This is a genomic window from Paenibacillus sp. FSL H3-0457, from assembly GCF_037981725.1.
GTDB classification, from domain to species: Bacteria; Bacillota; Bacilli; order Paenibacillales; family Paenibacillaceae; genus Paenibacillus; species Paenibacillus amylolyticus.
In genome coordinates, this window is sequence record NZ_CP150283.1 from 4,722,023 (window position 1) to 4,745,512 (window position 23,490).

Genomic DNA, 23,490 nt, shown 5'->3' on the forward strand with positions numbered 1-23,490 from the left:
ATGTAAGTAGGGGCTTTTCCACCCCCCTACTTACAAGTTATGCGCCGCCTCTTTAAAAATGCGTCCCCGCTCTTCATAGGAAGCAAACATGTCCCAACTTGCACATGCCGGGGATAACAAAACGACATCACCGGCACTGGCAAACTTCGATGCTTCCTGCACAGCAACGGTTAACGTCCGGGCAGCGTCCTCCTCATTATCGACGACCTTAATTTGCTTTAATCCGGCAAGTTCCGCGACCTTGGCAATTTTTGTCCGTGTCTCTCCAATTGCAACGACAGCTTTTACCCGTTCCTGGAACAAGGGTAACAACTCCATCATGTCTGATCCACGATCCAGCCCTCCTGCAATCAATACGACCGGTTCCTTGAACGAATTCAGGGCCATGACCGTAGCCTTTGAATTGGTCGCTTTGGAGTTGTTGTAGTACGCAGAACCATTATGCTCTAGAACATATTCAAGTCGGTGTTCAACCGCCTTGAAATCTGCAAGCGGAGCAGCCAGCACTGCTGGATCAGCTCCTGCCGCTACGGCAATGGCCACAGCGGCCATTGCATTTTCCACATTGAATTGTCCAGCGATGCCAATGTTCTCGATGTCAATAATGGTGTGGTGATTTCCCTTTTCATCCGTGTAGATAATCTGACGCTTCACATCATCCTCTTCTCCATCCACATAAGGAGGATCTGCATACACACCTACATCCAACTTCTCAATCATTGAGAAGGGAAGCAATCTGCCTTTGATGTAAGGAACCAGACCACGACATACCGCATCATCCCAATTCAGAATGGCCACGTCGTCAGGCTGCTGATTCGCGAACAGTTTCGCTTTGGAAACCACATAATCATCCAGATCCCCATGATAGTCCAGATGCGTCTCTGCAACGTTAAGCAAGCTGGCAATCCGGGGACGGAAATCAACCGTTCCTTTGAGCTGGAAACTGCTAAGTTCAACAACCATCCAGTTATCTGGAGAAGCTTGCTCTGCCGCTTCACAGAGAGGTGTTCCGATATTACCGGCAACGATCGGGTTGAGGCCGGCATGTTCCAACATTTCCCCCACCCAAGTGGTTGTTGTTGTTTTGCCGTTGGAGCCCGTAATCCCGATCATGGGTGCTGCACATAGATGATAAGCAACCTCTACTTCCGTCACCACTTCAATGCCCAATGCCAAAGCTTGCTGCACAGGAGCAGCATGGTATGGGATACCCGGGTTTTTGACAACCAGCTTCACACCACTGTGAATCAGATCATCCGGATGCCCTCCGCATACAACAGAAATTCCCAAAGCCTCCAATTCGGAAGCTTCGGGACATTGATCTCTCTCTTTTTTATCATTTACTGTAACCTTCGCTCCGGCGCGATCCAGCACCTTGGCGACCTGTACGCCGCTTTTGGCCAATCCGAGCACGACTACTTGTTGTCCGCGATATGATTCAGGATGGTTCATGATCTACAACCCCTTGTTGAGATAAAGTCCAAGAGCGGCCAAAATTGCGCCTACCGCCCAAAAGGTAATAACAACCCGCCATTCTGACCAACCACTTAATTCAAAGTGATGGTGAATGGGGCTCATTTTGAATACACGCTTGCCACGAGTCTTGAAAGATACCACTTGAATGATGACAGACAGGATCTCGATAACAAAAATACCGCCAATGATGACAAATAGAAGCTCTGTTTTGGTTACAATGGCTACCGCACCAATCGCACCGCCAATCCCGAGAGAACCGGTGTCTCCCATAAACACTTTGGCCGGATGTGCATTGTATACCAGAAAACCGAGTACGGCTCCGATCATCGCTGCTGCACACACTGCTGCAGGCATTGATGTAGCTTGCATCGCCACAATGGCAAACGCACCAAAGGCAATCGCACTTACCCCTGACAGCAAACCATCCAGACCGTCGGTAAAGTTAACCGCATTGGTAATGGCAAGCATCATGAATACGACAAAAGGATAATAGAACCATCCGGTCCAGTCAAACGAGAATGACGTTCCCGGAATAGAGATGGCTGTGCTGTGTCCATTCTGGATCAGCAAGAAACACATCACTGCACTGAAGAACAATTGGCCCAGCATTTTTTGTCTGGCCGTCAGTCCCAGCGAACGTTTGAACACAATTTTGATGTAATCATCCAGGAAGCCAATCAGCCCGAATCCCAGCGTAGCCACAAGCAAGACATAAAAGTCTGTATTCTTGACTGCCGAAAATTTCAAAAAGGCCAATGTGAACGCAACTAAAATGACGACTCCACCCATTGTAGGTGTTCCGCTTTTTTTCAAATGGCTCTGAGGCCCATCTTCCCTAACTTGCTGTCCGAATTTCATCCGGCGTAACAGCGGAATCAGGAGCGGTGCGGCAATCACCGCCAGAATAAATGAAACGCCGATTGTTAACAGTAATACCTGAAAATCCATGGGTTCACCCCTCTAGTCTACTCGATTCTGTAATGGTGCTATTTGTAGTGCTTCGACCACGTCTTCCAGCTTCATGCCTCTTGAGGCTTTGAACAAGACAACGTCTCTGGGATGTAGTTTCTCCAGTAGATAACGGGTCATTTCTTCTTTATCTATAAAAGCATGCACAGCCTCTGTAGGCATATGCTTGCTTGCTCCTTCAGCAATCTTGGCTGATAGCGGACCATATACCAGCACCATGTCCATTTTGGCCGATGTGATATACTCTCCGATTCCGTAATGCAGATCCTGCTCTTGGGGACCGAGTTCAAGCATATCACCAAGCACAGCCACTTTCATGCGGTATCCTTTCAGACCTTCTAGTACATCGATTGCGGCCTTCATGGAGGTTGGACTTGCATTGTATGCATCATTCAGCAGGGTTAGACCACTAACGCCTTGCGTAACCTCAATACGCATGCCTGTCAGTTTCAAGCGAGACAATCCCGCGGCAATCTGTTCCGTCGTCACTTTAAAATGACGGGCTACTGCCAAAGCAGCCAGACAGTTAACGACATTATGCGTTCCTAGCAGAGGTAGCGTAAAAGCATGTTCTCCAGACTGTTTGGTAGTGAAAACTACCCCGTTCTGCGCATTCATAAGTCCGGTAGGATAGTCATCATTATCGGTTTGCAGACCAAATGTAAACCGCTGCAATCCATCGGGTTGTTTCGTTGCGGGTTCTTCAAGGACTTGTGCAATTAAAGGCTCGTCTCCGTTGTAGATCAGTAACCCGCCAGGCTTCAATCCCGCAGCAATCTCGGCTTTGGCTCTGGCTATCTCCAGTCTGGACCCCAGCTGAAGCAGATGTGATTCACCAATATTGGTAATGACCGCTACATCAGGCTGCGCAATAACCGACAAATCGTTAATTTCCCCGCGACCACTCATACCCATCTCCAAAATGATAATCTCGGTATCCGGGTCCATGCTTAGTACAGTCAGCGGTAAACCAATGTGATTATTGAAGTTGCCTTGCGTCTTATGCACTTTGAACGTCGTTGAGAGAATGGCATCCACGATGTCCTTTGTTGTTGTCTTGCCGTTGCTGCCTGTAATGCCAACCACAGACGCTTTATTCTCCGTTAGATAAGCAGATGCGAGTGCTTGCAGTGCGACAAGTGTGTCGTCAACAACAATGACAGCTCCTTGTGGCGGAATACCATGATCCTTTTGCCAGATCGCCCCTGCAGCCCCCTTCTCTAGACAGGCTTGCACAAATTCGTGTCCGTCAAACCTTTCACCCACTAGCGGGATAAACAAACTGCCTTCCAGAGGTTTACGCGAATCGGTAAACACCCCTTCGACCATTACATTGCCATGAGCGGCAACGTCACTTAATGTTCCTCCACACATCTCGGCCAATTGTGCCAATGTTCTTTTTATCAATTGGATTTGCCCCTTATCGCTTCTTTGGCTATGATTCGGTCATCAAAATCGGTTTTGGTTGTGCCGATAATCTGATAGGTCTCGTGACCCTTACCCGCAATCAATACTACATCGGCTGGGCTTGCCATTTCAATAGCTTCATGAATGGCCTGGCGTCGATCCACAATCATCGTATAACGTTCAGCAGGAACGGATTCTTCAATCAGGCCCTGTTCAATGTCTTTGAGAATGAGATCCGGATCTTCTGTCCGTGGATTATCGGAAGTAACCAGTACAAAATCACTATAATTCGCAGCAATTTTCCCCATGAGAGGACGTTTGGTACGGTCCCTGTCACCACCACAGCCAAACACGCAGATTACACGCCCTTCGGCAAATTCTTTCACCGTCCGCAACACATTCTCCAGTCCATCCGGTGTATGGGCATAATCGACAATAACAGCAAATGGCTGTCCTTCGTCCACTCCTTCAACACGTCCATCCACGCCCGGAACCGTCTCCAGACTGCGCTTGATCTCTTCCAGCGGAATACCTTCCACCAGCGCTGCAGATATTGCTGCCATTGCATTGTACACATTGAATTTGCCTACCATGCGCAAGCGAATATCTGTGCTACCTGCAAATGTATCCACATGGAAAGAAGTTCCCTGAGACGTGATTGAGATTTGGGATGCGCGTACATCCGCCTTTTCACCCATGCCATATGTAATCACTTCAGCCGCAGTCACAGAGATGAAATAAGCCGCAGCCGGATCATCTGCATTGATGACAGCATATTTACGCTGTGTAACATCTTCCGTATAACCGTTACCCAGACGTGCAAAGAACAATCCTTTGGCCCCGCGATATTCCTCCATGGAATGGTGGTAGTCCAGATGATCTTGCGTCAGGTTAGTAAATACCGCAGTACGGAAATTCGTTCCCTTTACTCGCCCTTGTTCCAATGCGTGAGAAGAAACTTCCATAACACAGCAGTCCGTACCCTTCTGAACCATATCATGCAGACTACGCTGCAGATCAAGCGCCTCTGGTGTTGTTCCTGACATCGGGTAGGTGCGACCGTCATACCGCATTTGAATAGTACCGATCAATCCCGTCTTGCGTCCGTAATCACTCATGATTTTTTCAATCAAATAGGTGGTCGTTGTTTTTCCGTTCGTTCCCGTTACACCAATCATATTCATTTTCTGGCTTGGCGAGTCAAAAAAGAAATCTGCCAGAACAGCCATCGCAAATCGGCTGTCCTTCACCAGCAATTGTGGTACAGGCAGATCCAGCTGCCGTTCAACCACCAATGCAACTGCACCGGCATTTACAGCTTTTTCTGCATAATCATGACCATCTACCGTATGTCCCGGAAGACAGATAAACAGATCACCCGGTTTTACCTGCCGGGAATCTGTCTGAAGGTTTTGGCATTCTGTATTTGATTCGCCCACGAGGCGGGCGGTGGTCAGCATCGATGCAAATTGTTTTAAAAGCACATGAATAACCTCACTTTTCCAATTATACTTCTGTTTTAACATATGTCTGTATTTATTAATATCGTCAATACAACCCAATAATGAAACGCACTTGGATGAATTTTGTTGCGCTAGAAGCCTCAAACTACCCCTAAGCCCCGTTATTCATCCTTTGTGTGATCATGTGCATCGTTCAGTACATTCCCCATATAAATGCGGATAGTTGATCCCTGATCTACCCTCGCCCCAGGTTTGGGTGCCTGATTAATCACGTATTTACCACTGCCAGACTTCGCCAGCATAAAATTCATGTTCAGGTCTTCGTACAGATCTTCAACAGTAGCTCCTGTCAGGTCTGGGACTGTCACGATTTTGGTTTCACCATACTTGTATTCTTTGGCGACCTGATCCTTTCGAACAGGTACATTCATATAGTGCAAAGCATCTTCAAGGATGTTCTGTACAATCGGGGCGGCAACCACACCTCCGAACTGAATTCCTTTGGGGTTATCAACTGCGGTATAGACCACAATCTGTGGATCATCTGCTGGTGCAAATCCGATAAAGGATACGATATGCTCGGTCGAGGAATAACGTCCGTTGATAACCTTCTGGGCTGTACCTGTTTTGCCACCGACCCGGTATCCATCAATGAATGCCGGACGCCCGGTACCTTTTGCGACAACACTCTCGAGTGCTTCACGTACTTGTTTGGATGTATTCTCCGAGATCACCTGACGAACCAGTTCCGGCTTGGCTTCTTCCATGACTTCTCCTGTGACCGGATGGACCCACGCTTTCGTAACATAAGGCTTGTAAAGTTTCCCCCCATTGATGGCCGCTGACACAGCTGCTACTTGCTGAATGGGCGTTACGGATACACCTTGACCAAAAGCCGTCGTTGCAAGCTCGACAGGTCCCACTCTGGACAGTTTGAACAGAATTCCACTGGCTTCTCCGCTAAGGTCGATCCCTGTCTTGGTACCGAAACCAAAGTCTTTAATATAGGAGAAGAGCGATTCTTTGCCCAGCCTCTGCCCCAAAGCCACAAAGCCCGGGTTACATGAGTTCTCCACAACTTGTAAAAAGGTCTGACTTCCGTGGCCGCCCTTTTTCCAGCAACGCAGACGGGCCCCACCCACCTCAACATATCCGGGATCAAAAAATTGATCCTGTTGCAGATTGACCTTTTTCTCTTCAAGCGCTGCTGCCAAAGTAATGATCTTAAATGTGGAGCCCGGCTCGTAGGTCATCCAGATCGGTAAATTTCGATTGTATATCTCCGCGGGATATTGCTGATAATCGGCAGGTTCGTATCCCGGCCTGCTGGACATCCCCAAAATTTCACCCGTTTTGGGATTCATCGCTATGGCCAATGCTGAGTTCGCCTGGAACTTCACCATGGCCTGATCCAGTTCTCTCTCCATGATGGACTGAATGGATTTATCAATGGTCAGCTTGAGGTTAAGGCCGTCCTTCGGTTCCACATACTTCTCGGATGAGCCCGGCATTAGCCTTCCGGCCGCATCGGACAAGTAGGACACACTGCCATTCAAACCATTCAGCTTATCATCATATTTCTTCTCGACACCCGTTAAGCCCTGATTATCAATGCCCGTAAAACCAAGAATATGGGCAGCCAAATCATCATAAGGATAAAAACGTTTATTGTCTTCAGCAACAACGATACCCGGAAGCTTCAAATCACGGATGCGCTGAGCTTTCTCCATCGTAATTTTGCGGCCGCCGGGTTGTAGTCGTACAATGAGTTCTCGTTTCTTGATGGTTGCGAGCACTTTTTCTTCCGTCATCCCAAGCAATGGGGCCAGCGCTTTAGCCGTCGTTTCAGCTTCTTTCACCTGAGCCGGAATGGCCATAATGGTTGGTGTTGTCACATTATAGGCCAGAGAGGTTCCATTTCGATCCAGGATCTCCCCTCGCTTGGCTGAGTAAGGAATATTACGCCGCCAGGATTCTTCTGCTTTTGCTGACAATTCAGGGCCTTCCCCGAGCTGTACATAAGCAAGCCTGATCATCAGAGCCGAAAATAACAAAACTAAAATCATTAAACTCCATAGCAACCTGCGCCGCAGATTTACGCTTGATCCCTTCACGAAAAGATCCCCCCACTCGTCCCAAAATCATGACATTCGTTCCATTCATGAATATTCAGGACAACCGGGGGTTAGAACAAGCTGTCAGAGCTCCCTAAGGAAGCGTAGCTCCGTTTGTTGCTGGATCGTCAGAGGATTCGGATTCATTGGCAGGAGCCTTGCTGTTATCTGTTTCGTCTGTTTCGTCGGTTTTAGCTTCTCCGGCCGAAGCCTCTTGTTCCTTCACTTCAGCTTCTGATGACGGATCAGAAGAGATTGGAGCCTCATCGGCTATACCTGTCACTGCAGCTTTAGCAGTTTGCAAGTTCAACTGCACAGTTCTCTGCTCACCTGCGACCTGCTCGGTTTGCTTCACGACATAACCCTCGCCCTTGACCGTAACCCCCACTTTCATGAGAGAAAGTACTTCTAGGGCATCACGGAGAGATTCACCTGTTAGATCGGGAATCTTCATCTTGCTGCTTTCTTCCGTTAGCAGATAGATTCGTTGGCCTGGATTCATAGAAGCGCCAGCAACCGGATACTGCCGAATTACATTATCACCTTGACCAAGAGTCACATAAGCAATACCTGCGCTTAGAAGCTGGCTTCTGGCTTGTTTGGCTGTCTTGCCACTTAAGTCAGGCGCCTTGGCTTGCACGACAGAGACTTCTTTTGACTTTTTGTCAGGAGTTTTGGCTGTATCTTTGGGTATTCCCATGTATTGAAGAGTCTGGCTGACAATCTTTTTGAACACCGGCGCAGCTGCGGTTCCTCCCCCAATGTTGGTTCCATCCGGTTGGTCAATGACAACAAGTATAGCAATCTTCGGATTATTCACGGGCGCGAATCCAATAAACGATACAACGTCTTTTGACTTGCTGTATGCTCCGTTAACAACCTTTCTTGCTGTACCTGTCTTACCAGCTACACGGTAACCTTCAATATAGGCGTTACGACCGGTACCAATCGTTTGGTCTGCAACCACTTGTTCCAGATAACCGCTCACCAGTTTGGAAGATTCCTTGGAAATCACCTGACGAACAACTTTGGGTTTGATGACTTCCGTTGTTCCATCATTCGGGTTCTTGATCTCCTTCACCAGATGTGGCTCCAGCAATTTGCCGCCGTTGGCAATCGCAGAGATGGCTGCGACCTGTTGAATTGGTGTTACCTGTACAAGACCGTGACCGTAAGCAGCAGTAGCAATCTCGGATTTGTAAACCAGTGGCTTGATCGGGGACGCTGCCTCATTTGGCAAATCAATACCCGTCTTTTTGCCAAAGCCGAATTCGTCTATGTAATGACGCAGACGTTCACCGCCAAGCATGTTGTAACCCAAGTTAACAAAAGCAATGTTACTTGACCGTTTGACACCTTCGAGATACGAGATCCAACCATAGGAATGACCATTATCACTAATCGGGAAACCACCGATATACATACGTTTGGATTCAAAACTTGCATTGGGATCGAAGAGTTTTTCTTCAACAGCCCCTGCTAGCGTAACTATTTTGAATGTACTCCCTGGCTCATAGATTGATTGAGTAGCATGGTTGATAAAATTCTTTTGATCAGGTGTACTCCCATACGTATTCGGGTTAAAGGTTGGCCAGTTCGCCATCCCTAGAATCTCCATCGTGTTTGGGTCCGCGGCAATGACCGTCATGCTCAGTGGATTATACTTGGCAACGGCTTCTTTCATTGCATCCTCAATGTAGAACTGGATCGTATCATCGATGGTCAGCGTAAGGTTCTTACCGTTCTGAGGTGGCAGATAGTTATCCTGTGAATCCGGAAGTTTAATGCCTTTGGCATCCTTCTGATAATTCAGATATCCATCTGTGCCTGTCAGTGCTTCATCATATGAGACTTCAAGTCCATTGACAGCTTTCCCATCACGGCTCATATACCCCAAGAGGTGAGAAGCAAGTGTTTCTTCAGGGTAAAAACGCTTCGACTCCTGTGCCATCACAATTGCATTACGCGCCTTATATTCATCTTGCAGTTCTTCACGCAACTCGTTGACTTGTGCCGCAAGTTCAGGACTTATCTTATATCCTTCACTGCGTACTTCACGTTGTTGAAAAAAATCACCATCTTTATTCTTCGCTGTAACTAAAGTACGCATCTCACTCTCATTTTTCCCTAGAAGGGCAGAGAGCTTCTCCGTAACAACATCCTGTATGCCGAGTTCATCGATCAAGAGGGGATTAACGGAAACCGTATACGCAGGGGCATCGGTAGCCAAAATATTACCATTTCGATCCGTAATCGTTCCACGTGCAGCCTTAATCGTCTGTTCCCGCTCTACCAAACCGGCTGCCCGTTCCTGCCATACACCGCCATTCACAACCTGAATGAAAAAGATTCGGGTTACGAGTACAAGAAAAAAGAGGGTGATACATCCCCCTATAAGCAACGTGCGCATCTTTATTCTTTTTATCATCGGAACACCTCTTTACTTACTGCTTGCTGTATTCGAGGACGACTCAGTGCCAGTTGATTTCGTACTTGTTGAGCGAGGTACATAAATGACATCCTTACCGGAAGCTTCAACGTAACCAAGTTGTTTTGCATTTTCGATGACCTGGTTGTTTAATGTTTCTTTTTCCACCTGCAGGTCTGCAATCGTCTTTTCATACCCCTTAATATCCGAAATAGTGGACTGCGCCTGCTTGTTCAGATCATAGATATGAGCATAACGAGACATCAAGGCTCCTCCAACAAGGATCACTGCAACCAGGGTAATCAGATACAAAATTTTCTCGCGTGCCGGAAGACCCGTACGACGGGTCACCACTTTGGTGGTTTCTTTGTATCGTTGCTGGGTCACACGTTCCTGGGACGCTTTTTCTTTTACAGCGAGATTACCACGTGTATATGCCATACTCCGATTCTCTCCTCCACTCTTGATCTACAATTTCTCGGCTACGCGCAGCTTGGCTGAACGAGCACGTGAATTTTCGGTCAATTCCGTTTCCGTTGGAATCAACGGTTTTCTGTTAACTAAACGCAGGGTCCCCTTGCCGCCGCATACACACAACGGAAAATCGGGTGGACATGTACATTTTTCCAGATAACTGCTAAAAATCTGTTTACATATCCGATCCTCAAGGGAGTGGAAGGTAATAACAGATACACGTCCTCCTGGTGCCAGACAACGAATAGCCTGATGCAAGCCTTCTTCAAACGCACCCAACTCATCGTTGACGGCAATGCGTAATGCCTGGAAGCTGCGTTTGGCAGGATGTCCACCTGTACGGCGAGCTGCCGCCGGGATGCCTTCCTTGATCAGTTCCACGAGTTCACCTGTCGTCTCAATGGTAGATTGCGCTCGTTTTCCCACGATAACACGGGCAATTCTTCTCGAAAACTTCTCTTCACCATAGCGATACAAAATTCGAGCAATCTCTTCTTCTGGCCACTCATTCACAATCTCTTTGGCCGTCAGCATTGCATCCTGGTCCATTCGCATATCGAGCGGAGCATCGTGATTGTAGCTGAATCCACGTTCTCCTTCATCAAATTGCGGGGATGACACACCCAAGTCGTACAAAATACCGTCGACCTGTGGTACACCATCCTTCATTGGTACATCCAGATCCTTGAGTACCTGTTCCAGATCCCGAAAATTGGTTTTCACCAATGTTACACGTTCTCCATAAGCTGCGAGCTTCTCGCGAGCATTATCCAAAGCCCAATCATCCTGATCAAGTGCGATCAGACGTCCCCCTGGACCGAGCTTGGAAGCAATCACGGAGCTATGTCCGCCACCGCCTAAAGTGCAGTCCACGTATATACCGTCCTGCTTGATGTTTAATCCCTCTGTTGCCTCTTCTTTGAGTACGGTTATGTGGTGAAACAACCTGCACCCCTCCTGACTTTATAAATCAAAATTAAAATCGACCAGCTTTTCGGCAATGTCGTTGAATGCTTCTTCGGATTGATTGAAATAACTCTCCCATATGCCTTTGCTCCAAATCTCCACCCGGTTCGACACGCCAAGAACAACACAATCCTTGTCCAGCTTGGCATACTCTCTTAAATTGCCCGGCAGATTTACCCTGCCCTGTTTGTCCAGTTCACATTCGGTTGCACCCGAGAAAAAAAACCGGGTAAACGCACGTGCATCAGATTTCATCAATGGCAGTGCTTTGAGCTTCTGTTCCATGACCCCCCACTCCTCCATGGGGTACACGAAAAGACACTGGTCCAAACCCCGTGTGACAACGAAAGACGGTCCCAGAGATTCGCGGAATTTAGCCGGAATGATAACCCGACCCTTATCATCAATGCTATGTTGGAACTCCCCCATAAACATTGGCCCACTCACTCCTCACCCGTTTCTCCCACTTTGCCCCACTTTCCACCACCTAAGCATAATAGATTCGCACAAAAAAATCAAAACCCTTCTTGCATGACTTGATTTTTTAATTTTTCAGCATAAAAAAACGTCCTTGATCCTGTAACTCAGGATCAAAGACGCTTCCCTTAAACGGGCAATCGTATGTCTACCCGCACATGAGCCATATCATCAATAAACCATTCTATACCTATTGAATCATTTCATCAGCTTGTAATTATTGGATAGTGCTTAAAATTTCCAGCTATCCAGATATTTCTCTTGCTCAGCTGACAAGGAGTCGATGCCAATATTCAGGCTTTCAAGTTTATAGCTGGCAACCTGCTGGTCAATATCATAAGGTACATTAACAACGTTTTTACCCAAGTTTTCATAATTCTCACTTACATAACGCAGACCAAGCGCCTGCAGAGCAAACGTTGTATCCATGATTTCGGCAGGGTGACCATCTGCTGCACCCAGGTTCACAAGACGACCTTCAGCAAGAAGGTACATTTTACGACCATCTTTGAAACGATATTCCTCAATGTTGCGACGAACTGTGCGAATCGATTCGGAACGTTTAGCCAGTTCAGGTTTATTCACTTCAACATCAAAGTGACCCGCATTACTCAGGATCGCTCCATCCTTCATCACATCGTAATGCTCCCCTGTGATAACATCCTTATTGCCTGTAACTGCAATAAAGAAATCGCCCAATTTGGCGGCTTCCACCATCGTCATGACCCGGAACCCGTCCATGTGTGCTTCTACCGCTTTGATTGGATCGATCTCGGTTACGATCACATTTGCACCAAGACCTTTGGCGCGCATCGCTACACCTTTACCACACCAGCCATAACCTGCTACCACTACGTTTTTACCAGCGATAACCAAGTTAGTTGTACGAATAATCCCGTCGAATGCAGATTGTCCAGTACCGTAGCGATTGTCAAACAGATACTTGCAGTATGCGTCATTAACCGCAACCATCGGAAACTTCAATTGGCCTTCTTTCGCCAATGCTTTCAAACGGATAATACCCGTTGTCGTTTCTTCTGCTCCTCCGCGAATGGTTGTTGCGAGGTCAGGGCGCTCGGATGCAATAATGGTTGCAAAGTCTCCACCATCATCAATAATGAGATCAGGCTTCACCTCAAGCGCACGCAGTTGCAGTGATTTGAATTCCGCAGGCTCCGGATTGTACTTCGCATACACCGTAACGCCGTCTTCCACCAATGCTGCGCAAACATCATCTTGTGTAGACAATGGATTGCTATGCGTAATCGTCACTTCTGCTCCACCGGCTTGGATCACTTTTGCCAAGTAAGCTGTTTTCGCTTCCAGATGAAGACAAATAGCAACCTTCAAACCTTTGAAGGGCAGATCCTGTTCGAACTGGCGACGAATGCGGTTCAGTACCGGCATATGCGCTTCTACCCAATCAATTTTCAGGTGACCCTCTGAAGCGAGTCCCATATCTTTAACAATACTGTTTTGCAATGCAGGTGTAGTCATTTCACGTCCTCCTCGTTTATGTGTTTCTTCTATTATAAAGGGCTCTACAGTGCAATAACCTTATGCTCTCCAAGGAATTCACTTGAGGCCTTAATCAGTTCATCGATCCACTCGGTGCCATAACGATTCAGGTAAAAGAGTGCATTATGTACTCGTTCCTGTGGTTTGCCCGTTGGGAATAAGGAGTTCTGAATGCCGTTCCAGTGCCTTAGACTCACATTGTGTTTATCTTCGATAGCTTTGTGAGTCTGTTGTTTCAGATACTGCATTTGCTCGTTGATTTTACTCAAATTGGTGTCGCCAATTCGTTCCAGCCCCGGATGAATCTCCGCGATCTCATCTAGCAACGGTCCATACAGATCAAGAAACGCTTCCTGAACCTTGTCAAACTGTTCATCTACCTGGAACGTCTCCTGCTGTGCGAGCCATTGCTCCTTCTTTTCTTCCATATGATATTGAACATCCTGAAAAGAAAGTCCATATTGTTTCATATGTTTGTGATGAATATCTTCCATAATGGTGAAAGACAACCGCGGCAACAAAATGGGCATTTGCAGGCCGAACTGACGGAATGCTTCCCGAGTCAAACCCCAATATGCAATTTCACCTTGCCCCAAAATAACAGCGGCTACAGGCAACACGGAATCTTGCATTAATGGTCGTGTCAATACGTTGTTACTGAAGCGCTCCGGATGTTCTCCCAGTTCCTGAAGCAAACGTTCCTCTGAGAAAGAAACCAAACCTTTGCGATCACTATATAAACCGTCCTTCAACAACAAGAGTAGACGCGTACCTTCATGAATGTAGAACAGATTGGCTCCATCCTCCGCCACTTCGGCAGGCATAACATAACCAGCTTGTTGTACCAGCGCAGCACCTTGTGTGTATGCGCTGCGCAGTACTTCATTTTTTCGTATCAACCGCTCAAACACGGGCTGTTCCAACCTGCGTAAATCTGGATCCGATGCATCCATTAGAACAAGTCCACTACTGGCAAACAAGGCAGATATCATGCGGGCAAATGCATCACTCAGATTTGAACTGGATTGATGGATCTCTGAGATGCATTTCATCAGTCCTGGTTTATGTATCGTATCAGGTAAAAGATGTTCCACCTGTTCGAGTACATTCACCCACTGCTGCGAATCCACATGAACATTACTCACAGAATCCCTTCCTGCGAATCGTCCTTGTAACTTAACCTTCTTCATGTCTCCCTGATAATCAGGTAGATATGTGTGGTTAACCTCATCCCAGTCATGGTCTTCACCGGCAATCCAAAATACTGGGACTACCGGGCGTTGAAGTCTTTCTTCCGCTTCACGCGCAGCTGCCACTACGCTAGCGGCTTTGTATATGACGAACAGTGGTCCGGTGAGCAGACCGCTCTGCTGTCCTCCTGTAACCACTAGTGCATCTTGTTCTGCAAGACGTGTGATGGACGTATGAACCTCTCCATGGTCGTTCACCCGCTTATTATATATACGTAAATACTCTGCCAGATCACGACGATCAATACGTGTGTTTTCCGATTGGTCCAGCCACTCGGCACGCGCCTGAAGTCCTGATTCCCAGCGAATGTCATACTCGTAAAGGCCACGCGCAGCATCTCTTGAACAGATATAATCTTCTGCAAGTCTTGATCCGCTGCGGAGTGCCTCGGTAATACCGTTCATGAGGTCTGCCTCCTATTCTGCTTCAAAGAGCCTTTCTTGATTGTACCGAATTCAGGGCCGCTTCGTCAAAAGAAAGTAATTAAAATACGAAAAAAACCGCCGAACGAGTCGGCGGCATTTAATACATCAATAATAGCATATCGCTTTAATATTCCTATTATACGTAAGGTTCTGCAACCCAGTGACCTTTGGAAACCTCAATCAATTGAGAATTTTCCAGGTTGTACGGATCATTTGCAGGACCGCCAGATCCGTTCTGAATCGGGCTCATATGCTCTTCCGGCAGCAAGATGCGACGTTTGTTCGCTTCCACTTCCGGATCAGGTACAGGGATCGCGGAAAGCAATGTTTTGGTGTAAGGGTGGACAGGGTTCGCATATAGTTCTTCACTTTCTGCGAGCTCAACCACTTTACCCATGTACATTACAGCTACACGGTCACTGATATGTTTAACCATTGACAAGTCATGCGCAATAAACAGGTATGTCAAGCCGAGACGTTGCTGAAGTTCTTCAAGCAATTTAACGACCTGCGCCTGAATGGATACATCCAGTGCAGACAATGGCTCATCACAGATGATGAATTTAGGGTCTACAGCAAGCGCACGCGCAATCCCGATCCGTTGTCTTTGACCACCGGAGAATTCATGTGGATAACGAAGTGCATGACTTGGATTCAAACCTACCAGATCAAGCAGTTCCTCCACTCGTCTCTTGCGCTCTTTAGAGCTGGAAGCCAGACCATGAATATCGAGTGACTCCCCGATAATATCCATAACATTGAAACGCGGGTTAAGAGATGCATATGGATCTTGGAAGATCATCTGCATATCTTTACGCATTTCTTTCATTTTGCGCGGGGACAACTTGTAGATATCCGTTCCGTTGAAGTTAACATTTCCGCCAGTTGGCTCATAAAGACGCAGAATGGTACGACCTGTTGTGGATTTACCACAGCCAGACTCGCCTACAACGCCAAGTGTTTCACCTTCAAAGATATCAAAGCTTACGTCATTGACCGCTTTGAGAATGTTACCTTTACCCAAATTAAAGTACTGTTTCAAGTTTTTCACTTGTACCAGAGGCTTATTGCTGCCTTTGATAATACCAGCCGGAGCTGGTTTTTCCTTTTTGGGCTCGTCCAGACGTGGCAAGGCATTCAGCAATTTAATGGTGTATGGATGTTGAGGGTTACTAAAGATTTCTGCAGTTGTTCCTGTTTCAACAACTTCGCCTTCCTTCATAACAACAACACGGTCACACATACCCGCTACGACACCAAGGTCATGCGTAATCAGCATGATCGATGTTCCCAGCTTTTGCTGCATGTCTTTCATGACATCCAGAATTTGAGCCTGAATTGTAACGTCAAGTGCAGTTGTCGGCTCATCCGCAATCAGAAGGGATGGACGACATGCAAGCGCGATCGCAATCATGGCACGCTGACGCATACCACCAGAGAATTGGTGAGGATAATGATTCATGCGAATAGCCGCATTTTTAATACCTACAAGTTCCAGCATCTCCAAAGCCGCTTTATTCGCCGCTTGTTTGGACATGTTCTGATGCTTGCGCAATACTTCAGTAATTTGTTTACCAATTTTAATGGTAGGATTCAATGAAGTCATTGGATCTTGGAAGATCATACCGATATCTTTACCACGAATCGCTTCCATTTGTTTGTCTGTCTTATTCAGCAGGTCTTGCCCGTGAAAAGTAATTTCTCCGCTTTTGACCTTCGAAGGCGGGGAGGGAATCAATTTCATGATGGTTTGGGCGGTAACACTCTTACCACTACCCGATTCACCTACGATCCCCAGCGTCTCTCCTTTGCCAAGTTCAAAACTCACATGTTTAACGGCATCAAATTCACCAGAACGTGTTGAGAACGACACACTCAGGTCTTTGACAGTTAAAATCGGCTCCATAATCCCACCTCCTGTTTCTATTTACGTAATTTCGGATCGAGTGCGTCACGCAGACCGTCTCCGAGCAAGTTAAATGCAAGCATTGTAAGAACCATCAGACCTGCTGGGAACCACATCCGCCACGGGAATAGCGTCCAGCCTGTAAGTGCATCATTGATCATAGAACCAAGTGAAGATCTTGGTGCTGATACACCCAATCCAAGGAAGCTGAGGAACGCTTCAGCAAAGATTGCATTTGGAATGGACAACGTCAATGTTACAAGAATCGGTCCTATTGCATTGGGCAACAAATGACGGAACAATTGACGTCCTGTGCTTGCTCCCATGGACCTTGCAGCAAGAATAAAGTCTCTGTTTTTGAGTTGCATAATTTCACCACGCACAATCCACGACATGCTGATCCAGCCTGTGATGGTGAGGGCAATGATAATCGTTGTCAGACTTGGTTCCAGTACAACCAGCAACAAAATTACAACAAGCATGTACGGCAAGGAGTAGAGGATTTCGGAAAACTTGTTCATAATTCCATCTACACGTCCACCATAGAAACCCATGATCGCTCCATAAATAACCCCGATAACAAGGTCAATCAAGGCTGCGGCCAAACCTACAGTAAGGGATACACGTGCTCCTACCCAAGTTCTTACCCACACGTCGCGACCAAGCTCGTCCGTACCGAACCAGTGCTCCGCACTCGGTGCTGCATTGGCATTCAACAAATCATTGGAATAATAATTATAACTTGTAAACAAAGAAGTTGGACCAATCAAAGAGAAAATCACGACAAGAACCAACACGCTCAGACTGATCATTGCAGCCTTATTGGTTGCAAGTCTGTACATGGCATCTTTAAAAAGGGATACACTTTCTTGCGGTTTAACCGCTGCCTGACTAGTCAGGTTCGTGTTCGCCGTTTCATTCTTTTTATTATTCGTGCCAGACAACGTTATGCCCCCTTCCGGCTTTCCAGCTTAATTCTAGGATCAATCAGCACGTAAGCGATATCCGTAAAGAAACGAGCCAACATCAGGAGGATACCATAGAAAATCGTGATCCCCATGATCATAGTGTAATCACGGTTTGTGATACTCTCTACGAATACTTTACCAATTCCCCCGATGTTAAAGATCTGTTCAATTACAACGGAACCTGTGATGATATTCGCTGTCATTGGACCAACATAAGTTACTACTGGTAGAATACCGTTTCTTACAACGTGTTTAAACATAATTGCAGGCCATTTCAAACCTTTGGCTTTAGCTGTTTTGATATAATCTGCATGTAAAACTTCAAGCATGCTCGAACGCGTCAAACGAGCGATAAAAGCAATCGGAGATGCAGATAGCGCTGCAACCGGAAGAACGTAATCCAATGGACCATCAAAGCCCATAACGTTAAACCAGCCTAATTTAGTAGCAAAGAGATACTGCAATAGTGACGCAAGCAAGAAGCTCGGAACAGCTATCCCTATGACAGCCAGGATCATCGTGATATCATCAATGAGTTTACGATGGTAAACTGCAGCAATAAGGCCCAGCAGAACACCCACGATAATGGAGATAACAATTGCAAACACTCCAAGCTTCAGCGAAGCGGTGAATGTTTCGCCGATCATTCCGGCTACATCTCGATTGAGATATTTCATTGAGACTCCGAAATCTCCCTTAATGATTCCACCCATATACTTCAGGTATTGTTCATACATCGGTTTGTCCAATCCATACTTCTGTTCCAGCAAGACCCGAATTTCAGGCGATACTTTTTTCTCAGATGTAAAAGGGTCACCCGGAATAGCCTTCATCAGGAAGAAGGTTGCAGATGCGAGTATGAAAAGCGATAGCAGCATAAATAATAGTTTTTTCAACACATACTTAACCAACCCTTGCACACCTCCACAAACAATATTTTGTATACAAATCGATTGTAGAATTAGACAGAAATAAAGTCCAATCCATTTATCGGAAATTTCAAGAATTATAAGGAAAATCGGTGCACATACAAAAAATCGGGATATATATGGAATTCCACATATATATCCCGAAGTATTCATATTAGACTTCAGAACAACTTATTTCTCTTCCAGATATGCACGAGTGTAGTCAATAGCTCCACTGAAATCAAGTTGTACACCTTTCAGGTAAGGCTTAGTCAAAGATACGTTAGTGTAATAATAGATTGGCATAACGCCCATTTCATCTTGAATCAGGATTTTCTCAGCGTCAGCAAATGCAGCCATACGTGCAGCTGGATCAGCAGATTTTACAGTTTCTTTAACATCTTTGTCATACTGTTCGTTGCTGAATTTGGAATCATTGTTTGTGTTTCCAGTAGTCCACATTTCCAAGAAGTTGTATGGATCGTTGTAGTCAGCAGACCAACCTGCACGAGCTACTTGGAAGTTTTGGTTTTGACGGTTCTCAAGGAATACGCCCCACTCTTGGTTTTCTGTTTTCACATCAACACCAAGATTTTGTTTCCACATGTCAGCAACCGCCAAAGCGATTTTTGCGTGGCCATCACTAGTGTTGTAGATCAACGTAACAGCTGGCAATGTTGTGTAACCTTCTTCTTTCATACCTTCAGCAAGCAATGCTTTAGCTTCTTCAACATTTTCAGTGAAGTAATCGTCTTTGTGCTCATCACGGAATTCGCCGTTTTCACCACGGATACCTGGAGGTACAAAGCCGAATGCTGGAATTTGTCCACCTTGTGTAACTTTGTCAACAATCAGCTGACGCTGAATTGCCATTGCAAATGCTTTACGGATTTTAACGTTGTTAAATGGTGCTTCGTTTACGTTGAACTGATAGTAGTACGTACTTGCAATACCAGTAGCTTTGAACTCGTCCGGCAATTCCGCTTTTACAGAAGGAATTTGGTCGGATGGAATTTCACCGTTAGGTGCACCAGTGTAGTCCAATTGTCCTGATTTGTAAGCTTGCAGTTCGGAAGCACTGCTGTTTGTCAGAGACATATCGATTTCAGCCAATTTAATATCGGCAGCTGCATGGTAACCATCGTTTTTCTTCACAACAATTTTTTGACCTTTAGAGTATTGATCCATTACAAATGGTCCGTTAACGATCATGTTTTTGTAGTCTGTGAAGAATTTGTCATTTGTGTCTGCAGATGCATGTACTGGGTAGTACGTGTAGAATGCTGTCAGACCCAAGAAGTAAGGTGTTGGGTTTTCCAACGTTACTTCCAATGTGTGCTCATCAGTAGCTTTAACGCCTACTTGTGAGAAATCTGTGACTTTAGTACCTTTGTATGTTTCATCTTTGCTGAGGTTGTAACCTTCAGCGCCTTTAATATAGTACAATTGGTATGCATATGGAGAAGCTGTTTCCGGTTTCAAAGCACGTTCCCAAGAACGAACAAAGTCTTCGGCAGTGATTGCATCACCGTTGCTCCATTTAGCTTCCGGGTTCAGGTTGAAAACATATTTCAAACCATCTTCGGAGATTGTCCAGTCTTTAGCTACGCCCGCTTGTTCTTTACCATCAGCATCGATGCGTACAAGACCTTCATACAAGAATTTCAGAACTGTGTTGGTTTGGCTGTCTTTTGCTTGAGCCGGGTCCAACGTAGGAGGTTCAGCTGACAGGTTGATTTTCAGAATTTGATCTTTAGCAAGACCATTTCCTTCGTTTGCAGAACCAGTATCGGTGTTACCTGTGCCTTCGTTTTTCGATCCGCACGCTGCAAGTACGGTACCGAACGCCAAAATCAGCGTCAAAAGGACTAATAGACTTTTCCTTTTCATCTAACACGTTCCCCCTAAATTGATATGGTTTATATGTTTATAGATTATACAACCACCGGTCAAAAAAATCTACATTACTTTTTCAGAAAGTAATGTTTTTTTCAGTTTTCGACAAAATCGACACATTTTTTGCCTCTTATGCGTTATGTAACCTTACATCTGTTGCATGAAGTATCTAAATAATCCAAATAAAGTAAACAAAACATACCCGAAACTCATGATGACGAAAGACATGCGCCATACGGCCCGGAACATTCTACCCCTATCGACCTTCCCTTTTAGTCGATTTTGCGCACCCCCGATGAATCCAAGTGCTACTAGTATGAGTATTAATGTCAGATAAAAACCAAAATTCGAATCAAATGTTAAGTTGAATAACGCTGAAACTGAAAATACAAGAAAAAAAGTGGTTACATCCATTGCCATTCGCAATGCTTTACGTTTGTCTTTTTTCCATACGTACATGCCCCAATAGACAAGAAAGAACGGAAAAAAGGGCAATATGCTCAACACAATAAAAAGTCCCATTAATTCACTCCTTCCGGTTGCATTCCTTCAATCAGATGAAGCAGTATTTCATGTGTAGGTGCAAAAAGGTCCAACTTCTGTGCCATTCTTACAATATGACCGTTAATTGACCTCACTTCTGTACCACGTCCAGCGAGAACATCTGCAAGCATGGAGGAAGTATTCGTGGCAGTAGAACGACAGACCGATATCAGTTGATCCCACATATCCTGATCCAAACATATTCCACTTGCAGAGTAGATTAACAATACTTCATCATATAACTGGCGCATTAGCCTCTTTCGTTCTTCCTTGACGATCAATTCTCCATTAGGGATTCGCCATAGTGCCGTGAGCGGGTTAATGACTGAATTAATCAATAGTTTCCTGTATATCAGCTTATCGATTTCATTCGACACTGTACAGTCAAATCCTGCCTGCTGCAACGATCCCGACAGAGTAAATGTTCTCTTCTCCTCTATAGAGGTAGAAGCTCCTATATGTATGTTGTACCTCCCCAGCCTAGTTTCACCTGTACCTGCACGAGTCACCTGACTTTGTGTTCGCTTCGCACCTTCTGTTGTAACCGCACTACACAGAAGCGACTTTGGCAAAGCTGCTTGAAGTTTTGTAAGATGGCCCATCCCATTCTGAAAACAAGCGACATTCAGCACATGATCTTGTAATGGACTAATCTCATGAATGAAATCATCAATGCTTGTCTGCTTAACCATGAGCAATAACCATTCTCCTGGTTTTTTCTTCCATGTGTCAGTCAGCTTACTTATTGGTTTCGCCTGTAATTGATCCGGTAGAATATGTATTTCCTCGTCTTGTTCCACAATGATTACTCCATTATGGCTGAGGAGGTCTGCCTGAGCTGCTGTTCTCGTCCAAAATCTGACCTTGTTACCTGACGCCAGCAGTTTCCCGCCATACAAAAGACCAAGTGCTCCCGCTCCTACGATGTCAATGATCATATGATGCACTCCTCTCCGCTTCAGTAGTTTCTCTTCTATTATCTATAATAGAACAAAAACACCAAACTAAAAACCCGTCATACCTGCCGTTGTGTAACGGAGGTGTGGCGGGTTCATACCTGACTTTCACAAATCAAACGTCTGAATTTGTTATTCAATTCGTTCCAGATTCCCGTTGGCATCCATCTTGAAACGTGTCTTAAGTTCCTCTTCTTCTTCGGACAAAAATGCGAGTCTGCGAGCCCGATCCATAATCTGAATCAAAGCTTTGTAGTCGTCATTCACCACACGGTAATCCGTCTGTACTTCATTCACTTCCTTGGAGAGACGGTCATTCTCAAGACGTAGTTCAAGCAATTCATCTTCTTTCTCCCGAAGCTCCTTCTCCAGCATCTTGAGTTGACGACTACTCTCCTGCACCGTTCCCTTCCATTGTCGCAGGAAGCGGATTACTGCATCCATCGATAATGAATCGTCTGAGATCCCATCTGATTTGTACAGATGTTCTTCAGTGTCCAGTGTAGACAGTGCTGCAACCTGCGGTCCGAGCATAGCTGGTTGCTTTCTGAGATAACTTCGTTTTTGTCGTTGTGCCTTGGCGTTACTGATGGCAGAATCATACTTTTTACGTACACAACTGTTCCAGCGAAAACCGCATGCGGCAGATGTTCTGCCTATTTTTTCGCCCACCTCTTCAAAAGCGGCCAATTGTGTACTGCCTTCCCGAATATGACGCAAAGTAACCTCAGCCAATATCAAATCGTCCTCTGTACTCCAAGCATCCTGTCTCACTGCAGTCATGCTATAATACCCTCCTAACAACATCCTAAAATAACCGTCCGCATTACCGGAAGCCCGGTATGTGAATTAGGTATAAAAGCTGCTTCATTCATTCTTATGCCTCTCATAGAGTTCATAGAATTGATTTCATACTAAAATGTATTTCCACATTCAGGCTTGCTCATACGTGACATACGTAAAACATATCCCTCTATACTTACTTTGAGCAAAAAAAGAATTCGCTTTCATATCCAAATTTGTTTACACGTTTTTCCTTTCCCGGTATAATGTTGTGTAGACAATCTATGAACGTACTTAGGAGAGGAGGATTTACCGTGGCACGCATGTTTCGGGTACTCGGGTTCTTCACGCTTGCAATTGGCCTGATGGCTTTTGCGGGAGATCTGGTCGAAATGGCTTTGCTTTTTTTCCTGCAGACTGCGTTTTTTGTCATTTTGGGATACTTGAAATTTACCGAGCGAACGTACATATTGCTCTTCTGGGGTTATATGATCGTAACATTCACGGGGTTCAGCTACTGGACCGTATTCGAAATGGGTTTGCCGCTCTAATCCACCTGCAG

At 45.8% G+C, this 23,490-nt stretch carries 19 protein-coding genes; 1 reads left to right on the plus strand and 18 read right to left on the minus strand.

The features are described from left to right. Window positions 1–30: 30 nt before the first annotated feature. The 18 genes from murD to MHH25_RS21075 all read right to left on the minus strand — a co-directional run bounded on the left by murD (window position 31) and on the right by MHH25_RS21075 (window position 22,928). Entirely contained in the window at window positions 31–1,452 is a 1,422-nt protein-coding gene (murD, locus tag MHH25_RS20990) for a UDP-N-acetylmuramoyl-L-alanine--D-glutamate ligase (protein ID WP_340017957.1), read from the minus strand. A gap of 3 nt (window positions 1,453–1,455) precedes the next feature. Then, window positions 1,456–2,424 carry a phospho-N-acetylmuramoyl-pentapeptide-transferase gene (gene mraY, locus MHH25_RS20995; RefSeq protein WP_047843751.1) on the minus strand — a complete coding sequence of 323 codons (969 nt, stop codon included), beginning with the start codon at window positions 2,422–2,424 and terminating at the stop codon, window positions 1,456–1,458. Window positions 2,425–2,436: 12 nt separating this feature from the next. Next, complete coding sequence (murF, locus tag MHH25_RS21000) at window positions 2,437–3,849, minus strand: UDP-N-acetylmuramoyl-tripeptide--D-alanyl-D-alanine ligase (RefSeq protein WP_036614967.1); 1,413 nt, start codon at window positions 3,847–3,849, stop codon at window positions 2,437–2,439. Beyond that, window positions 3,849–5,336 carry a UDP-N-acetylmuramoyl-L-alanyl-D-glutamate--2,6-diaminopimelate ligase gene (locus MHH25_RS21005; protein ID WP_036614878.1) on the minus strand — a complete coding sequence of 496 codons (1,488 nt, stop codon included), beginning with the start codon at window positions 5,334–5,336 and terminating at the stop codon, window positions 3,849–3,851. The genes murF and MHH25_RS21005 overlap by 1 nt, the downstream gene beginning before the upstream one ends. A 140-nt stretch (window positions 5,337–5,476) precedes the next feature. Next, the gene (locus MHH25_RS21010) at window positions 5,477–7,429 is read right to left on the minus strand and encodes a stage V sporulation protein D (protein ID WP_036614879.1); all 1,953 of its coding nucleotides are present in this window, start codon (window positions 7,427–7,429) and stop codon (window positions 5,477–5,479) included. A 94-nt stretch (window positions 7,430–7,523) separates the two neighbouring features. Beyond that, window positions 7,524–9,857 (minus strand): penicillin-binding transpeptidase domain-containing protein, encoded by a 2,334-nt coding sequence (locus tag MHH25_RS21015; RefSeq protein WP_340017958.1) that lies wholly within the window; start codon window positions 9,855–9,857, stop codon window positions 7,524–7,526. A gap of 12 nt (window positions 9,858–9,869) precedes the next feature. Further along, the gene (locus tag MHH25_RS21020) at window positions 9,870–10,298 is read right to left on the minus strand and encodes a hypothetical protein (protein WP_036674831.1); all 429 of its coding nucleotides are present in this window, start codon (window positions 10,296–10,298) and stop codon (window positions 9,870–9,872) included. 27 nt (window positions 10,299–10,325) lie between these two features. Further along, the gene (rsmH, locus tag MHH25_RS21025; protein ID WP_340017959.1) at window positions 10,326–11,276 is read right to left on the minus strand and encodes a 16S rRNA (cytosine(1402)-N(4))-methyltransferase RsmH; all 951 of its coding nucleotides are present in this window, start codon (window positions 11,274–11,276) and stop codon (window positions 10,326–10,328) included. A gap of 18 nt (window positions 11,277–11,294) precedes the next feature. Beyond that, window positions 11,295–11,732, minus strand: coding sequence for a division/cell wall cluster transcriptional repressor MraZ (mraZ, locus tag MHH25_RS21030; protein WP_017687291.1), 438 nt, complete (start codon window positions 11,730–11,732; stop codon window positions 11,295–11,297). A gap of 273 nt (window positions 11,733–12,005) precedes the next feature. After that, window positions 12,006–13,271, minus strand: coding sequence for an adenosylhomocysteinase (locus MHH25_RS21035; protein WP_036674829.1), 1,266 nt, complete (start codon window positions 13,269–13,271; stop codon window positions 12,006–12,008). A gap of 44 nt (window positions 13,272–13,315) precedes the next feature. Then, complete coding sequence (gene bshC / locus MHH25_RS21040; RefSeq protein ID WP_340017960.1) at window positions 13,316–14,947, minus strand: bacillithiol biosynthesis cysteine-adding enzyme BshC; 1,632 nt, start codon at window positions 14,945–14,947, stop codon at window positions 13,316–13,318. Between the two features lie 157 nt (window positions 14,948–15,104). Then, window positions 15,105–16,874, minus strand: coding sequence for an ABC transporter ATP-binding protein (locus MHH25_RS21045; RefSeq protein ID WP_036614890.1), 1,770 nt, complete (start codon window positions 16,872–16,874; stop codon window positions 15,105–15,107). 17 nt (window positions 16,875–16,891) lie between these two features. Then, a complete protein-coding gene (locus tag MHH25_RS21050; protein WP_017687287.1) occupies window positions 16,892–17,818 on the minus strand; it encodes an ABC transporter permease in 927 nt (308 codons plus the stop codon). A 2-nt stretch (window positions 17,819–17,820) separates the two neighbouring features. Then, window positions 17,821–18,753, minus strand: a complete 933-nt coding sequence (locus MHH25_RS21055) for an ABC transporter permease (RefSeq protein ID WP_036614893.1) — start codon at window positions 18,751–18,753, stop codon at window positions 17,821–17,823. Window positions 18,754–18,942: 189 nt separating this feature from the next. Then, window positions 18,943–20,640: a peptide ABC transporter substrate-binding protein gene (locus tag MHH25_RS21060; RefSeq protein WP_036614896.1), complete on the minus strand. Its 1,698-nt coding sequence runs from the start codon at window positions 20,638–20,640 to the stop codon at window positions 18,943–18,945. 153 nt (window positions 20,641–20,793) lie between these two features. Beyond that, window positions 20,794–21,168: a DUF3397 domain-containing protein gene (locus MHH25_RS21065; protein WP_036614898.1), complete on the minus strand. Its 375-nt coding sequence runs from the start codon at window positions 21,166–21,168 to the stop codon at window positions 20,794–20,796. After that, window positions 21,168–22,127, minus strand: a complete 960-nt coding sequence (locus tag MHH25_RS21070) for a 2-dehydropantoate 2-reductase (protein ID WP_340017962.1) — start codon at window positions 22,125–22,127, stop codon at window positions 21,168–21,170. The genes MHH25_RS21065 and MHH25_RS21070 overlap by 1 nt, the downstream gene beginning before the upstream one ends. A 150-nt stretch (window positions 22,128–22,277) precedes the next feature. Beyond that, entirely contained in the window at window positions 22,278–22,928 is a 651-nt protein-coding gene (locus MHH25_RS21075) for an RsfA family transcriptional regulator (protein ID WP_036674824.1), read from the minus strand. A 314-nt stretch (window positions 22,929–23,242) separates the two neighbouring features. Between MHH25_RS21075 and MHH25_RS21080 the strand changes: the two genes are divergently transcribed. Next, entirely contained in the window at window positions 23,243–23,479 is a 237-nt protein-coding gene (locus MHH25_RS21080) for a DUF2626 domain-containing protein (protein WP_017687281.1), read from the plus strand. The last annotated feature ends 11 nt before the right edge of the window (window positions 23,480–23,490 follow it).